The organism is Paenibacillus anaericanus, assembly GCF_003994475.1.
Lineage (GTDB): Bacteria > Bacillota > Bacilli > Paenibacillales > Paenibacillaceae > Fontibacillus > Fontibacillus anaericanus.
Genome location: NZ_RZNY01000011.1, coordinates 94,596 through 110,461, shown reverse-complemented (window position 1 = coordinate 110,461; position 15,866 = coordinate 94,596). Strand labels below are relative to the sequence as shown.

The 15,866-nt window shown below is 41.9% G+C and carries 15 protein-coding genes; 13 read left to right on the top strand and 2 right to left on the bottom strand.

The annotated features are described in order from the left end of the window. The first annotated feature begins 58 nt into the window (after positions 1-58). From EJP82_RS14510 to EJP82_RS14475, 9 genes are all read left to right on the top strand, one after another. Positions 59-502, top strand: coding sequence for a MarR family winged helix-turn-helix transcriptional regulator (locus tag EJP82_RS14510; RefSeq protein WP_127192785.1), 444 nt, complete (start codon positions 59-61; stop codon positions 500-502). 54 nt (positions 503-556) lie between these two features. Next, positions 557-1,498: a ring-cleaving dioxygenase gene (locus tag EJP82_RS14505; RefSeq protein WP_127192784.1), complete on the top strand. Its 942-nt coding sequence runs from the start codon at positions 557-559 to the stop codon at positions 1,496-1,498. A 36-nt stretch (positions 1,499-1,534) separates the two neighbouring features. Then, positions 1,535-2,593: an LLM class flavin-dependent oxidoreductase gene (locus EJP82_RS14500; RefSeq protein WP_127192783.1), complete on the top strand. Its 1,059-nt coding sequence runs from the start codon at positions 1,535-1,537 to the stop codon at positions 2,591-2,593. Between the two features lie 12 nt (positions 2,594-2,605). Then, positions 2,606-3,172 (top strand): NADPH-dependent FMN reductase, encoded by a 567-nt coding sequence (locus tag EJP82_RS14495; RefSeq protein ID WP_127192782.1) that lies wholly within the window; start codon positions 2,606-2,608, stop codon positions 3,170-3,172. Next, positions 3,169-3,339 carry a hypothetical protein gene (locus EJP82_RS27970; RefSeq protein ID WP_170220192.1) on the top strand — a complete coding sequence of 57 codons (171 nt, stop codon included), beginning with the start codon at positions 3,169-3,171 and terminating at the stop codon, positions 3,337-3,339. Before EJP82_RS14495 ends, EJP82_RS27970 begins: the two co-directional genes overlap by 4 nt. Positions 3,340-3,774: 435 nt before the next feature. Continuing rightward, entirely contained in the window at positions 3,775-4,767 is a 993-nt protein-coding gene (locus tag EJP82_RS14490) for a hypothetical protein (protein ID WP_127192781.1), read from the top strand. Between the two features lie 16 nt (positions 4,768-4,783). Beyond that, entirely contained in the window at positions 4,784-5,047 is a 264-nt protein-coding gene (locus EJP82_RS14485) for a helix-turn-helix domain-containing protein (protein ID WP_127192780.1), read from the top strand. Between the two features lie 182 nt (positions 5,048-5,229). Beyond that, positions 5,230-5,847, top strand: coding sequence for a TetR/AcrR family transcriptional regulator (locus tag EJP82_RS14480; RefSeq protein ID WP_127192779.1), 618 nt, complete (start codon positions 5,230-5,232; stop codon positions 5,845-5,847). Positions 5,848-5,934: 87 nt separating this feature from the next. Beyond that, positions 5,935-9,048: an MMPL family transporter gene (locus EJP82_RS14475; RefSeq protein WP_127192778.1), complete on the top strand. Its 3,114-nt coding sequence runs from the start codon at positions 5,935-5,937 to the stop codon at positions 9,046-9,048. Positions 9,049-9,236: 188 nt separating this feature from the next. Here EJP82_RS14475 and guaD read toward each other — a convergent pair whose 3' ends face one another. Continuing rightward, on the bottom strand, positions 9,237-10,607 hold the full coding sequence (gene guaD / locus EJP82_RS14470) for a guanine deaminase (RefSeq protein ID WP_127192777.1): 1,371 nt from the start codon (positions 10,605-10,607) through the stop codon (positions 9,237-9,239). A gap of 242 nt (positions 10,608-10,849) precedes the next feature. Between guaD and EJP82_RS14465 the strand changes: the two genes are divergently transcribed. Next, complete coding sequence (locus EJP82_RS14465; protein WP_127192776.1) at positions 10,850-11,086, top strand: hypothetical protein; 237 nt, start codon at positions 10,850-10,852, stop codon at positions 11,084-11,086. 104 nt (positions 11,087-11,190) lie between these two features. Here EJP82_RS14465 and EJP82_RS14460 read toward each other — a convergent pair whose 3' ends face one another. Next, positions 11,191-11,625, bottom strand: a complete 435-nt coding sequence (locus EJP82_RS14460; protein ID WP_127192775.1) for a flavodoxin domain-containing protein — start codon at positions 11,623-11,625, stop codon at positions 11,191-11,193. Positions 11,626-11,846: 221 nt separating this feature from the next. Here EJP82_RS14460 and EJP82_RS14455 point away from each other — a divergent pair, with 221 nt between their 5' ends. The 3 genes from EJP82_RS14455 (at position 11,847) to EJP82_RS14445 (ending at position 15,834) form a co-directional block, all read left to right on the top strand. Further along, a complete protein-coding gene (locus EJP82_RS14455) occupies positions 11,847-12,470 on the top strand; it encodes a hypothetical protein (RefSeq protein WP_127192774.1) in 624 nt (207 codons plus the stop codon). 165 nt (positions 12,471-12,635) lie between these two features. After that, positions 12,636-13,724: a stalk domain-containing protein gene (locus EJP82_RS14450; protein WP_127192773.1), complete on the top strand. Its 1,089-nt coding sequence runs from the start codon at positions 12,636-12,638 to the stop codon at positions 13,722-13,724. A 172-nt stretch (positions 13,725-13,896) separates the two neighbouring features. Next, positions 13,897-15,834: an acyltransferase family protein gene (locus tag EJP82_RS14445; RefSeq protein WP_425464345.1), complete on the top strand. Its 1,938-nt coding sequence runs from the start codon at positions 13,897-13,899 to the stop codon at positions 15,832-15,834. Positions 15,835-15,866 lie beyond the last annotated feature (32 nt).

The window sequence follows — 15,866 nt, the reverse complement described above, 5'->3', positions numbered from 1 at the left end:
TTTTTTATCAATTGCGTAGTAAAGTGATAACAAGGTTAACGAAGGGGAGGAAAACGAAATGCGTAATAATACGTTAGGTTCGTTAATCTGGTTACGCTTAATCCGTTTTACGAACCAAAGTAACCAGATGTCGAATGAATTTTTGAAACGATTTGACTTAACAACGGCTCAATTTGATGTACTTGTGCAAATTCGCGTTTATCAGCCACTCACGCAAATGGAGCTAGCTGACAAAGCGACGGTTACACAAGGTGGTATTTCACGTATGCTCGTACGCCTTGAGAAAGAAGGATATATCGTACGTAAGCAAGACTGGAAAACAAAAACGATTAGCCTCACAGCAAAAGCTGAATCCATATTAGAGCAAGCAATGCCGGAGCAACTTGCTTTTCAATCGTCCTTTTTTGATGAAGTATTGAACAAAGAAGAACAAGAAACACTATACTCACTAATGAAGCGCGTCCATAAACATAGCCAAACAAAAGAAATACCACCGCAATAATTTTTTTGCTTCATCAATTGACTAATCAAGTTAAAACCAATAGGAGGAACAATCATGTATACAATACCTGGACATCATCATATTTCAATGATCACTAAAGACGCTAAACTGAATAATCATTTTTACCAAAAGGTATTAGGATTACGCCGAGTGAAGAAGACGGTCAATCAAGATGATCCTTCCATGTATCACTTATTTTATGGAGATTTAACAGGTAGTGCGGGAACAGAATTGTCGTTCTTTGAAATGCCGATAGTAGGAAGTACCATTCGTGGCACAAATGCAATCACACAAATCGGTTTACTTGTCCCTTCATATGAAAGCTTAGGATTCTGGAAACAACGGTTTGAATCATTAGATGTTAAGCATGGTGATATTACAACATATGCTGGCCGAGATGCTTTACATTTTGAAGATTCAGAGGGCCTACGCATGATCTTGATAAATAACAATGACGAAGAGGTTCCTGAGCAATGGATGGGATGGGAAGGCTCTATTATTGAGCAACAGCATCGCATTTTGGGGATGGGTACAGTTGAGATTACCGTACGTCACTTAGATCGCTTAGCGAAAACATTAAAAGATATGTTTGGTTATGTAGAAGTGGCTTACTCGGATCAAGAAGCGATTTATCAATCTGTTGCTGGGCAGCCATTTGGTGAGATTGTCATCAAACAGCAAGAAGGTCCAAGTGAGAAGCCGGGAAGAGGAAGTATTCATCATTTGGCCATCCGTGTTAAGAACGAAGAAGAGTTGCGCTATTGGGATAGTGTCGTTAAGGAACGTGGCTTCCACTCATCAGGGATTGTAGAACGTTTTTACTTCCAAAGCTTATATTTCCGTGAATCGAACGGTATTTTATTTGAAATTGCAACGGATGGTCCTGGATTCACCGCAGATTCAACGGTCGAAGAGCTAGGTAAACAACTAGATTTACCACCATTTTTAGAAGAACGACGTGCAGAGATCGAAGCAAATTTAACACCACTAGATTAATTGAAAATTCGAGTTAACAAAAGGGAGAGATATTATATGGAACAATATCGTATTGATGTAAATAAAGGAATTGAATTCGGTTTATATTCGATCGGGGATCATTTACCTAATCCACACACAGGTGCAATGATTAGCGCTGAACAGCGTATTAAAGAATTGATCGAAGCAAGTAAGCTTGCTGATGAGGCTGGGCTAGATGTATTTGCTGTCGGCGAAAGCCATCAAACGCACTTTACAACACAGGCACATACCGTCATATTAGGGGCAATTGCACAAGCAACTAGAAATATTAAGATTGCTAGCTCAGCAACTGTATTAAGTACATCTGATCCAGTTCGTGTGTATGAGGATTTCGCCACACTTGATTTGATCTCAGGGGGACGTGCCGAAATTGTCGCTGGACGTGGTTCACGTGTAGGTGCATACAGCTTACTCGGTTATGATGTTCGTGATTATGAAGAACTATTTGAAGAAAAAATGGAGCTTCTAGTGAAGCTAAATAACGAGGAAAAAGTGACATGGGAAGGCCAATTCCGGGCATCACTCAATAATGCAAGTATTTTACCGCAACCTCAAAATGGTCATATGCCGCTATGGCGTGCAGTGGGTGGACCACCTGCCAGTGCGATTAAAGCTGGATACGCCGGCGTACCTATGATGCTAACAACACTTGGTGGTCCTGCAACTAGCTTTAAGACCTCGGTTGATGCTTACCGTATGGCAGCAGAACAAAGTGGCTATGATCCTGCAACTTTACCCGTTGCAACAACGAGTCTGTTCTATACAGCTGAAAATACACAGGATGCACTTCGTGAGTATTATCCTCATCTTGATACGGGTATGCAGGCATTACGTGGTGGCGGGTATCCAAAACAACAGTTTGCACAATCCGTTGATTATCGCGATGCGCTAATGGTGGGTAGCCCACAACAAATTATTGAAAAAATGCTCTATCAACATGAATTATATGGTCATCAACGTTTTATGGCACAAATTGATTTTGGCGGGGTACCATTCGATAAGATTGCCAAAAACATTGAATTGATTGCAACTGAAATTATGCCTGCGATTAAGAAACATACAGCTAAAAAATAAGGAGCGATCAGCATGAAAATTGTAGGAATCTCAGGCTCTAACGTCGGTTCAAAGACAAGAACAGCGATGGATTACACACTCCAAATAGCCAGAGAAAAATATCCAGACGCAGACATTACTTTACTTGACCTTGCTGAATATGAAATGGTTTTTAGTGATGGACGTGATTATCGGGAATATGAGGGCGATACTAAGGTTGTAACCGAAATGATCATGGCTGCAGATGCGATTATTATTGGTACACCTGTGTTTCAAGCCTCTATACCAGCGACACTCAAGAACATTTTTGATTTATTACCTGTCAATGCGTTCCGTGATAAGGTTGTCAGTATGCTTGTAACAGCGGGTACGGCCAAACATTATTTAATGGTGGAACAACAGCTGAAGCCAATTTTGGCTTACATGAAGGCGCATATTGTTCCTACTTATGTATTTATAGAAGAAAAGGACTTCCATCGCAAAGAAATTATAAATGATGATGTTATCTTCCGCATGGAACGATTAGTAGAGGATACCGTACTACTAGTTGATGCCTATGTTAAGATTAGGGCAGCGAAAGATGCAGAGTATGATTTTTGATGAAGGCGATACAAGCTACACCAGTAACATCACGCGCCAAACTGTCAGTCACTCGTTTAACCGACAGTCGCACACATCCAGTGGCAGTGTGCAGAATCGGCAGTCGCGTTGGCTGCCCTCAACCATTAGTTGATTATATGAACGGACATACGATCCGTTATGTGTGACAAAAACGCCTATATAGAGCATTTATCGGACATGAGATCCGTTATTGCCTTCAAATCACCGGTAAACGGGGGCGAACTACGCAAATAAGGTACCTCATGTCCGCAAAAAGCCAGAAAAGCCATTTTATTCATCAATAACGGCCCTCATGTCCGTAACGCACATCCCGCACGCAAATCCGACGATCCACACGCTAGTTATACATGAGCAGTAACGGTATCCGGTTCATAACCAAAGAATCCTCTAAACACAAATATTTCAAAGTGTTTAGAGGGTTTTTCTATGTTTAAAGGAACTACCCATTGACATATTTATGCAAAAGGTATATATCTTAAGTAGTAAGTGATAAGTAGTAAGTAGTAAGTAACAACCAAATTATCCCACATAATATAGCTACTTAACCCGGTTGAATAAAAACATGAATGGGGTGGATTGTTATGACAGATTTAAAATTAGCACAAAGTTTTTCATTAATGGCGTTAAATGCACAAAGCAGTCTTCATATGACCACAGTCAAGAAAGTAGCTCTTCGTAGTATGGCAGCAGCTGTTATTTTAGAGGTCTACTTAGACGGTGGTTTTGCACAAACGGAGAATAAATTAGTATTAAAAAATGATGTGCTTGATTCATCTCGTCCCATACTCTATAGAGAAGCAATTTTAAAACCTTTACTGCGCAAAAACGATCAGGTAGAGGGTGAACTGAAATGGTGGCTGACAAGGGCTTCCAAGCTTTCTAATAAAAAATTAAAGAAGTTTGAACATGCCATATCAGATTCACTAATGGAAGAGGGTTTACTTGAAGTAATCCCTAGCCTTTTGGGGAGCGATATGTATTTTGATTCATCAGGTGTAGAAATCAAAGAATATCGCAGCAATATTGAGGCATACACAAGGACAACAGAGAATATTCGAGCAGAAATTCTGGAAGAGGGTTTAGTGACAGATGAGATCATTTGTATGCTTTGGCTTCTTAGAGAATGTGGATGCATGCATGATTTCTTCTCGCGGAACGAGTTAGAGAAGGTAAATTCAAGAATGAATGAATTTTATCAAAGCTCTTTACTAGCTAAATCATTGTTCCCGATTCAAATTCGACATGGACTCGAGTTAGGAATCAAACAATTCCTTCGAATGAAGAAAAAATTTGCGATGACGTACGTGGGTAGCAGTATCAATTTCTTCTTCCCCATGCTAGAGCGCTCGCAAGCTGTCTTTATTGAGACGGAGTCTTGGTTTACCAATTCCACTCAAAGACTAAATGAAGTAATAAAGCGGTTAGTGTCCTACGGGCATGAAGTTACAGTGTTAGAGAAGGGATCGATTTCGACAATTAAAATAGATAATGTAGTTTACGAAGCAGCTCCGCATTTCGTTATGATGAGAGTACCAATTCAAGGTGTGCGCCTTGTACCTAGGCGCCCAATTTAAAGGAGTTGGTAATCATATGTCAAGACAACGTTCCATGGAGACTATATTGAACTCAGAGTTTGTATCCATTGGCGAATTAGTGCGGCTCACGGATTCACGATATAGTACACTGAAATTTTACACCGAAGAAGGTATGCTGCCTTTCGAACAGGCGGAAGAGAATCTGACACGCAGATATAACAGAGAAGTAACTGTAGCGCGTATTCTTTTGATTAAAGAACTAAAAGCAAAAGGACTATCTATTCCGCAAATTAAAGATACTCTGGGGATGGATCAATGACAATAACAAAGAAAAGACCTTCACCATGTACCCAAACTTCGCAAATGTTCTCAGGACGGGCAAGATACATGTTAAAAACACGCTGATTAAACTAAGGCGTGTTTTTTTTGACAAAGTCGGAGTTGTATTTTCCGCAGGAGCTCAGTATAATAAAAAAAACAAAAGTAAACGGGTGTTCATTGATGCAATATTTAAAAGATGAAGTAAAAAACAGCATTCTTCAAGCGGCCTTGTCGGAGTTTATGCGGCATGGTTATTCCAACGCCTCTATGCGGCAGATTGCTAATTTGGCGGGGATCACACCAGGTAATATCTATCGATATTTTAAGAATAAAGAAGATCTCTTCCAAGAGTTGATTCATCCAGTCTATGAGAAGTTCATTCAATATCTTATGGAGATCAAAGATGATTTTGACGATAGCTACTGTGTGATAAATACCACCAACCCTCTTGATTATCTCCGTAAAGTAGAAAGTACGATCGTTGAACTATTCAAAGAATCGAATGTGGAGCTTCGCATTCTGTTGAATTTGAGCAGCGGCTCTTCGTATGAACCTGTGAAGCAGGAGTTGATTCAATTGGCAGCCCATATTCTGATGAAGGTCTTCATTCCCGGGGAAGATCAGCAGGATCAAGCGATGATTGAAGAGCGTAATCTGGCTCACATGCTAGCAGGAACCTTAATTGAAGGCGTATGTATTATTTTGCGCGATCATGAGGATGGAGAGACTGTGCGTCAATTGGTAGACGAATTGTTGCGAGTATACTGTGCAGGGATTATTTCAAGATTAAATATATAAATTTAATTTTTTTGGACTAATAATGAACGCTTGTTCATTATCTGTGGGAATTAATGGATAGGGAAAAGTAGAGAGGAGATTGTAAGCATGCACAAGGTTATTAAATGGCGTTGGGGTATTCTCGCTTTGTGGCTGGTGGTCACGATCGTACTAGCCGTGTTCCAGCCGGATGTGAATGCCATTCTGCGTCAAAGAGGTCAAGATCCGCTGCAAGAAAACAGCCCGTCGAAGGTTGCAGCTTCGATCTTGAATAAGATGCATCCAACCAACGGTACGAGCAACATCATCGTGTTCCACAACCCGGATAAATTGACGGATCAGGATATGCAACAGATTGAGGCGGGTATTGGCAGTATCAAGTCTCATCAAACTGAGCTCGGTGTCGGTGATATGCTGGATCCGTTCTCCATGCCAGATGCGAAATCTTCCCTCATATCTGAGGATCAGACGACTATAATGGCAAGTTTTAGCCTAGATAAGAAACAACGCGAAATCGAAGATATCAAGGAAGAGTTCAATCAAACGTTGAAGGACGTAAAGGTACCCTTCTATTTGACCGGTGAGGAATTCATTCAGAACGATTATCTGAAGGCATCTGAGAAAGGCGTCGAGAAGAGTGCGATTCTGACCGTTATCTTTATTCTTGTAGTATTAATTATTATGTTTCGCTCTGTCATCATCCCATTCGTCTCGCTGTTTGCGGTGGGGATTACCTATCTATGTTCGATGGGGATTGCAGCCCAACTCATCGACAAGTTCCATTTCCCGTTGACCAGCTTGACACAAATGCTACTTATTGCGATTCTGTTCGGGATTGGGACCGACTACAACATTCTCTTGTTTAATCGGTTCAAGGAAGAGCTTGCACATGGCAAATCAACGGATGAAGCTATTATTTCAACTTATAAGACGGCAGGGAAGACCATAGTCTATAGTATTTTAACGGTCTTTATCGCATTCGCAGGCTTAAGCTTCTCAACCTTCGGGATCTATCAATCGGCTAATGTCGTTGCGATCGGGGCTGTCATTCTGTTACTTGAGATCATGACATTAACGCCGTTTATCATGAAGACATTGGGAAATAAATTATTCTGGCCGACAAAGAAAGTGACTGGGCATAAGGAGAACAAACTCTGGGCGAAGATGACATCTACAGCGGTCAAATACCCGGTGCTGACCACAGGTATCATCGTGATCATGATGATTCCAGTTCTGCTGTCCAGTGGGCAGAAGCTCTCCTTCGACCAAATAAAAGAGTTGGGGGATGGGTACGAATCGACGCATGGCTTTAATATCGTAGCTGAGCACTTCAGCCGGGGTCAGGCTCTGCCGACGACAGTTGTCGCTCAGAGTGATAAAGCTATGGATAATAACGAGTCCTTGGCCGTCGTCGATAAATTAACGGATAAATTAAAAGAAGTTGATGGCGTGAAAATGGTCGCAAGTGTGACCCAACCGCAATCGGAGCCGATTGATGAGTTCTATATTAGTTCGCAGACAGAGACAGTCGCGGATGGCATACATGACACGAAAGACGGCGTAGATCAGATTCAGGACGGCATCTTGCAAATGCAAGACAAATTGGTTAGCCCGGACTTCTCGAGCGTAGACCAACTCGTCTCGGGTACGGGTCAAGTACAAAATGGTTATACCCAAATTACCGATGCGATCAATCAAGTGACGCAAGGTATCGACCAAGGGGCGGGCGGTGCAGCACAACTTCGTGATGGCATAAAAAGTCTCGAGACGGGTCTTAACGCCGTTGCTGCGGAAACTTCGAAATTAAGTAACGGCATGACGCAATTGAACCTGGGTTACAACACCTTGGGCGATGGTTATGTTCAGTTGGAAAGTAAATTACCGGCTATTCAGCAGGGGCTTGCCGGAATGAATGGGTTAATCGGAGGGCTGGGCGCCAAGTATAGCGATTTGGGCCAAGATCCAGATTACCTGACGCTGAAACAGACGGGTACAGGACTTGAATCTGGGATGGCACAGATTATTGGAGGTTTCCAAGAGCTGAACAAAAATTATACGCAGCTGAATGAAAACTTCGCCAAGGCTTCCCAAGGGTTACAGCAGATAGCAGAGGCGCAGACCCAAATGACGAATGGTCTTGCAGCCTTATCCTCAGGAGCGGATGCGCTCGTGAAAGGTCTTAAGGAGGGCGCTGCAGGTAACCGTGAGATTGCTACAAATATGAAGAGGCTGAATGAAGGCCTTGCTGGAGTTAAAGATGGACAACAGAAGCTCTCAACCGGGTTATCCCAACTGTCCGATGGTATGACGCAATTAAAAGACGGACTAGGCAAAAGCGGAGACGGTTTAGGGGATATTTCGGATGGTCTAAATAAGACAGGAAATTTCATCACCGAATTAAATTCGTCCAAGACCTTCTTTATTCCGCGTGAAGCTTTAACGAGTGAGGATTTCAAAGGTTCATTAAATAATTTCATGTCACAGGACCGGACCATTACGAAGTGGATTGTCATCTTGGATCTTGATCCGTATTCTCCGGCAGCGATGGAGACAATCGAGAAAATCAACGATACGATGACAACTGGATTGAATGGAACGGTACTGGCAGGCGCAAAATTCGGTGCCACAGGACCGAGTTCAACGACATATGATATGAATGCTGCACAGGTAGAATCGTTCAGCAGTACGGCGATTATTATCATTGCTGGTATATTCCTGGTATTGTTATTCGTTATTCGGAAGTTCTGGACGTCCGTGTATATTGTCCTGTCATTGTTAGCTTCTTATTATGTTGCCATGGCGGCATCGAATGTCGTCGCTGAATATATCATCAAAGCAGATGGGGTATCCTCCTTCGTGCCGTTCTTCTCCTTCATCATCATTGTAGCGGTCGGGGTGGACTATAGTATCTTCCTCATGATGCGATATAAGGAACATGAAGATTTGCCAACAGGTGAAGCGATAATCCACGCAGCGAAACATGTGGGAGGTGTCGTTATCTCAGCTATGATTATACTAGGGGGGACTCTCGCAACGTTGGCTCCATCAGGCCTAATCTTGCTTATAGAATTGGCGGTGGCGACGATCGTAGGTCTGGTTGTACTTTGTTTTATCTTTCTGCCAATGCTACTCCCGGCGCTTATGTTGCTTCCTGAATCCATCAAGAACAGAAAAAGATCTTCCAACAGCGAGAACCTTGTTATGAAAATTTCAAATAAATAACTTGCTGCGTAGATGATAAAGAAAGCCTAGATCGCTATCCTGAACTGTGACCCGTAAGATGGAAACTTTGAAAAAAGTACCCCTCTTACGGGTCATTTGTGTTTGAACCGAACTATCGAACAAAAAAAGATGACTCCTGATTCAGAAGTCACCTCTTGAAGGCCTAATAAAGGTCATATTGATTGATGTTAAGACATACGAGAATGAACTTTCTCACCCTGTACCCAAACTTCGCGAATGTTCTCAGGACGGGCAAGATACATGATCTTCTGGAAGACATCAAGTAAGTCTTCATTGGCCTGGTAAATAGGCAGTTTTGCAGAAGCTAATTTCGTATCAATGATTTGTATATCCCATGCGTAGCTCGCTTCTAAGCGGCCGATCGGTAAGCTAAGACTTTCACCGCCTCCGGCTGTTGCGAGATAGAACGCTTCGTTAATGGTGATACGTGAATTTGGAACACCACGTTCTTCAGCAGGAAGATTCGTATTCACACCGTCTTCCAGCATTCTGGAGGAGATGACTGCTTGTCTGGCATTATCGTAGAGGCTCGGTGAGAAACCACCAGAGATATCGGATCCTAAACCAATTTCAACATTTTTAGCATGTAGATGTGCGATAGGAATTACGCTATTAGCAAAATAAGCATTGGAGATGGGACAATGGCAAACCGCAGTACCCGTTTCGGCGAATAGATCGGCATCAGCATCATTAATGAAATTGCAATGCGCCATAACGGACTTATCACGTAAGAGACCAAAATCGTTTAAAGCAAACGCATCGTTCTTATTGTAACGTTCTTGTACGTAGCCATGCTCCCAATCGCTTTCACTACAGTGAGATTGTACGTAAGTATCGTACTTTGTAGCTAATTCTCCTAGACCTTGTAATGCTTCATCGGTACAGCTTGGAATAAAACGCGGAGTGACGACAGGATAGACCCCTTGTTTCGTTGACTTCGCTAGCTCCTTGATCGCGATAATAAATTCCTCTGTATCCGCTAATGCAGTCTCAGTATCTTGGTCACGATAGTATTCAGGGTTGTTGTCCTGATGATCCATAACTACTTTCCCAACCAAACCGCGTTGTCCCTTTTCAGCACAAATTTTGGCTAGCAATATACTTGCTTCTTTATGCACGGTTGCGAAATAAAGTACAGTTGTGGTTCCATTTGCGAGCAGGGTGCTTACGACATCTTGATAGACATCTTGGGCAAAATTCAAATCAGAAAATTTCGATTCTACTGGAAACGTGTATGTGTTCAACCAATCATGGAGCGGAATATCCAAAGCTGTTCCAGATTGAGCCCATTGCGGTGCATGAACATGCAAATCCACAAATCCAGGCAAGATATACTGACCTTCGGCTAAACGATGAAAGTTCTCTTTCCCTTGGTAAGCATCAAGTAACGTTTGATACTCAGCATCTTCTGGAGCAACGGTTTGTTCGATCATACCGTCCGCATTCACACAGAAAAGATAATCTCTTAGAATTTGTACTTCTTTAGGCGTCTTAGAGGAAAAAGCAGTTCCTAAGAATACTTGCGTATATTTTGTCATAAATTACACCTTAATGTTCGTATTTTTGTTGAATTATCCTTTAATATTATAGGGGATTCAAAATTCAAAGTCTATTCTTAGAGCTATTTTAAAATGAATATCGGGCGAAAGTATCGTTTTTACGAGTGAGAATAAAGAATCTATATATAGCAGTGTTTGCTAAATACAGGTATAATGATTCATAGTAGTCATGATAGATAGTACATAAGTGGTACATAGAGACACATACCTAAGGAGACAACATGGGAAATTATCAAATTTGTGATTTTTGTGGAAACTTAACCGAAAAAAATACCATAAAAATGTGCCCCAGCTGTGAGCAGATGTATCAGAAAGTACGTCGCATTGTTGAGGTTCACCCGGATACCATTGTACTAGATCTTTCGAATCAAACTGGAGTAAGCGTAAGTCGAATCTTAGCCTTTGTTGACAATGGATTTTTTACGATGAAGGAAGGAACCGTAGAGGTTCTTAAGTAACATTCATAACCACTCCTCAGCAGTGGATTTAGGTCTTTAACTATAAAAGTATAAAAGCCGCTAAGTACTTGGGTTTCCAAGCGATTAGCGGCTTTTTGTTGAAGTTACTTATTTAAACTTTTCGAGAAGACTTTTATTCTATCTATGAAAATCCCTTTCAACTGATCTGTTCCTTCTTTTGGTGCAGCGTAGGCCTTATATCCTCCAAATGATTCAATACAGATCGCTGCTTTTTTTAGATCAACAGGAATATTGTCTTCTATTATTTCTTCCGTTTTCTTAGGCTTTTCGTTGCAAATATAATAGCCCATACTCTTTTTTAACAACTCGGTTTGATTTTTTTTGATAAAATCACGAATTGGTTTGTATATTTTTCCATCCCGTACTCCAGCACCTAAAATAATTTGATCAAAAGATTCAATATCGGGCTTGTCTACAGCGATATTGCAAAGGGTACAATCCGAAAGTTCCGCTGATAATACTTTTGCACATTGCTCAGTTGCTCCTGATTTTGTAGCGTATAGAACTAGTACTGCCATTATTATTCACCCTTTTCAGCTAAAATTTGTACTGCGATTTATATTCGAATGTTAACGCTAATCACACTATAATTACATCGTTTCGAGAATCTTATATTTCAAGTATCTTGATCATCGAGATAATTAACATTTTAGAAATAGGTTTGTCTTTTGTCAAGTTTTAAGCCGGACTAGACTGTTCAAATACTCGAATGATATGATGGAAGCGGGTGAGGATAACGATGAATAATGAGATAACGAACGAAGAAGACAACAACAGTCAATCAAATAATACAGATGAAAAATTGACTGAGCTGATCAAGGCTGTTCATCAAAACGGTCTTACGGCTTTGAAAATGCACTTTGACGAAGTTGATGCGCTAGTGTTAAACCATGATAAATACGGTCCGATCTTTGTTTATCATGTGAAGGATGACTCGAATGATGGGTATGCATGTGGTTTTCTTCTACATGAATTGATTTCACAATTCCAGTCGGGCAGTAATCCGGCTGAATGGATGGCTTCATTTTTCTTCGAGTTGATGAAGGTCAAAGGTGGAAAAGCGCTTCCTAAACCACCTGTAGGTGAAGATGAAGCCAAAGCACTCATCGACAAAGTGTTGATTCCGCAAATGATAGAGGCCGTTCGAGAAGAATTCGCTCCAGAGCAAGTTCATGCGGGTCTCGACTGGAATGAAGAGCACGGCCCTGTCTTCGAAGCAGGATTTCCGGTGATACGGGAAGGCAATAACGTGTGTGCATTTCCGCTACATCTATTATTTACGCATTTCCTGGTGAATCGAGATCCATCAGAACTACTGCTTCAAGGGTTGTACAAAATTCGCAAAGAACACGGAATGGATTAAGCATGTGAAACACATGATGGAGACAATTCTACTAAAACCCGCATGATGGTATGCGGGCTTTTTTGATTTCTATATATAAATCAAACTTTTTAGCTATGCTGCTTCGTCCTAGCAGATGAGTGTGATCGATAGACACAAATATAAAGCTATGGAGGCTGAAGAGAAATGAAACAGAAGAAAATGAATCTAATTAAAATGAGTGCAGTGGGATGTGCAGCAATAATGGGAGTGAGTGCGGTGGCATTACCCGTTCATGCTATGACATTTTCACAAACAGCGCAGAACATTTCCGCCCCTGTACAAAATGTAGCTCCTACAATTTCCGGCGTTAAAATTCAAGAACAAGTACTTACAACATCGAGTAAATACTTAACCACGAATATCAAAGTGCCGCAACTGACTGGCATGCTGGATACGAAATATCAGGAAGAGCTGAATGACATCATTTTGTCCCATGCTGAAAAGGATTTGGCCCAATGGGAAAAGGCTGCTGCGGAAACTGCAAAAAAAGCACAAGCCAATCATCAAGAGTTCAATCCATACGACCTCTACATTACTTATAACCTCAAGTCTGATGGAACAGGTAGTCCTAAAGGAGTTATTTCGATTGAGATTATAACTGAAGGGTCAGAAGGTGGCACCAGTATGCCGCGGATTGACACCTATAATGTGAAGAATACAGCTGAAGCAGAACGCGTCACACTCCCTGACTTGCTAGGGGCCAATTATAAAGCGAAGCTCGATGCAGACATTCTTGCGAAACTAAAAGAAGATCCTGATAAGTATTTCCTTGAAGAGTACAAAGGGACTAGCGAAGAGCAGACGTTCTACATTGAAAAAGGTGATTTAGTTATCGTATTCCCTAAATACAGCATCGCTCCAGGCTACGTGGGTTCACCGGAGTTCCGTTTCAGCCTGCAGGATATTTCTACAACAGTGACCAAACCGGAAGGCGCCACCAAGCTTGATTTGAAGAAAGTTGCGAATTATACGAATACGGATGGTATCACAATGGTGTCCTTGCGAGACGTGGTTAATCAACTTAGTTATGATTTGAAATGGAACCAGACGACCAAAACAGCAGAAGTGAAAAAGGGTGCGCAATGGACGAGTGTTACCCTCGGTAAGGATTCTTATTTCTTTGCAAAAATGGCTCCCAAAACGTTGGGTGCCGCGCCAACACTTAAGAAGAACATGCTGTATGTGCCTGTCCAATTTGTTTCTGATATTTTGCAGATTGAAGTGCAGCACTAATTTTTATATAAGTTGAACTATTTCTAAGTAAGTAATGGCATCCCGCAGAGTAATCCCTGCGTGGATGCTTTTTTCGTTTCACATAATATTCCACTGGAATCCTTAGAACTTTTTGCTGTCTTCACCGCGTCCTGCCTATATACAACAAATTTAGAGTAAGGACGGAATCAAAATGAATGACAACATGAGGATGTTCAGAAATCAACGCATGAGAGAGAGTATTTTACCTTTACAATCTGCAAGCGGTAAGCGTTATATGCCAGGACTGGATGGACTAAGGGCTTTGTCGGTGTTCGCCGTCATCGCTTATCATCTGAATTTAAAATGGGCTCAGGGTGGGCTGTTAGGTGTCGGGATCTTTTTTGTTATCTCGGGATATCTCATTACCGACCAAATTATTAATTACTGGGAGCAGCACCGGAGATTTAATCTGCTAGACTTTTGGATTCGTAGAGCACGCAGGCTGCTGCCAGCCATGATAGGCATGCTGCTATTCGTAGCTTTGTGGCTCTTAGTAGTGGACCCTTCGAGATTACACACGCTACAGGGAGACTTCATTTCTTCACTATTCTATGTCAACAACTGGTGGCTTATATTCCACAAGGTATCTTACTTCGAGAGCTTTGGTCCGCCTTCGCCGATCGGGCACCTTTGGTCGCTTGCGATTGAGGAACAATTTTATATCCTATGGCCGCTACTTCTCTTAATAGGGTTGAAATTCGCCCCACGGCGAGGTAAACTCATCGGACTTATCCTCGTTTCTGCAGCTGCCTCGGCTTTAGCCATGGCTTTAATTTACGTACCAGGTACAGATCCAAGTAGAGTCTACTACGGTACAGATACCCGCGTATTTGCCCTACTAATTGGCGCGGCCCTGGCCGTGTTATGGCCAAGTCAAAAACTTCAAACTACGGTATCTGGAACTGAACGCCTTGCACTGGATCTATTCGGGGGACTTGGACTCTTTGTATTGATAATACTAATCTACCAAACTAACGAGTTTGCTGATTCACTTTACCGCGGAGGGTTTGTATTATTATCTTTCATAGCTGCGGTAGTGATTGCGGTACTCGCCCATCCGGCCAGTCGTTTGGGATGGATTATGGGCTGTAAACCTTTGCGGTGGATCGGAGTTCGGTCTTATAGCTTATACATTTGGCATTATCCCGTCATTATTCTGACCAGTCCAAACGGAATTACAGACGGAGTCCATGTTCTTCGCATCATAATTCAGTTAGTTGCTAGTTTTCTCCTTGCGGCATTGTCCTACAAGTATGTGGAGGAACCAATACGACGGGGATCATTCAAAGCGATGAGACAAACAAAGATCACGACGCGGCGCCGTGGTTTCCGACCGGTGTTCCTCATTGCTGTTATTCCGTTAATACTTATTCCCATCGCATGTAGTAGTTTCCTATCTTTCAAGCCAGAATCTGAGCCAGTGTTTGAAAGTACTGGGCCCCAGAACGTGAAGGATGAACATAAAGAGATATCAAATCAAGCTGGAACAGCAGAACCTAGTGTAAAACCAAATATAAAAGAAGAGAAGGAACCCGAGGAACCTTCCACACTTCCTGTAGTCCATGACACGACTGAAGCTACAGACAAGAAACCTGCGGACACAAACATTCAATCGGGAAAGGGTGTTACAGCTATTGGAGATTCTGTCATCTTGGATGCAGCTCCTTTTCTGGACAAAATGCTTCCGGGCATTGTGATTGACGGTAAGGTAGGAAGGCAGATGTCGCACGCTCCCGAAATAATTAACCGACTTAAAGAACAAGGAAAACTTGGAAACCGAATTATTATTGAGCTAGGAACCAACGGAGCTTTTAATAAGAAGCAATTACGGAAAGTACTTCATTCCCTTCGTGATGCAGAGCAGATTCTTCTGATCAATACTCGTGTACCTCGCAAATGGCAGGATACCGTGAACGCTGATATCGCAAAAGTTTCCAGTGAATTTAGTAACACTACGATAGTAGACTGGTACTCAGCTAGTAAGGGGAAGGACGATTACTTTTATAAAGATGGCGTGCATCTTAAAAGGGAAGGTGCCGAGTATTACGCCTCTATTCTTGTAAAGGCCATGGAGCAAGTGAAACCATAACTTTTTTATAGTTCACAAAACTTTTTCATGCC

Bases quoted from the DNA above. Each gene is read 5' to 3' on its own strand.
- EJP82_RS14510 (WP_127192785.1), top strand. From the start codon at position 59: ATGCGTAATAATACGTTAGGTTCGTTAATCTGGTTACGCTTAATCCGT.
- EJP82_RS14505 (WP_127192784.1), top strand. From the start codon at position 557: ATGTATACAATACCTGGACATCATCATATTTCAATGATCACTAAAGAC.
- EJP82_RS14500 (WP_127192783.1), top strand. From the start codon at position 1,535: ATGGAACAATATCGTATTGATGTAAATAAAGGAATTGAATTCGGTTTA.
- EJP82_RS14495 (WP_127192782.1), top strand. From the start codon at position 2,606: ATGAAAATTGTAGGAATCTCAGGCTCTAACGTCGGTTCAAAGACAAGA.
- EJP82_RS14490 (WP_127192781.1), top strand. From the start codon at position 3,775: ATGACAGATTTAAAATTAGCACAAAGTTTTTCATTAATGGCGTTAAAT.
- EJP82_RS14485 (WP_127192780.1), top strand. From the start codon at position 4,784: ATGTCAAGACAACGTTCCATGGAGACTATATTGAACTCAGAGTTTGTA.
- EJP82_RS14480 (WP_127192779.1), top strand. From the start codon at position 5,230: ATGCAATATTTAAAAGATGAAGTAAAAAACAGCATTCTTCAAGCGGCC.
- EJP82_RS14475 (WP_127192778.1), top strand. From the start codon at position 5,935: ATGCACAAGGTTATTAAATGGCGTTGGGGTATTCTCGCTTTGTGGCTG.
- guaD (WP_127192777.1), bottom strand. From the start codon at position 10,607: ATGACAAAATATACGCAAGTATTCTTAGGAACTGCTTTTTCCTCTAAG.
- EJP82_RS14465 (WP_127192776.1), top strand. From the start codon at position 10,850: ATGGGAAATTATCAAATTTGTGATTTTTGTGGAAACTTAACCGAAAAA.
- EJP82_RS14460 (WP_127192775.1), bottom strand. From the start codon at position 11,625: ATGGCAGTACTAGTTCTATACGCTACAAAATCAGGAGCAACTGAGCAA.
- EJP82_RS14455 (WP_127192774.1), top strand. From the start codon at position 11,847: ATGAATAATGAGATAACGAACGAAGAAGACAACAACAGTCAATCAAAT.
- EJP82_RS14450 (WP_127192773.1), top strand. From the start codon at position 12,636: ATGAAACAGAAGAAAATGAATCTAATTAAAATGAGTGCAGTGGGATGT.
- EJP82_RS14445 (WP_425464345.1), top strand. From the start codon at position 13,897: ATGAATGACAACATGAGGATGTTCAGAAATCAACGCATGAGAGAGAGT.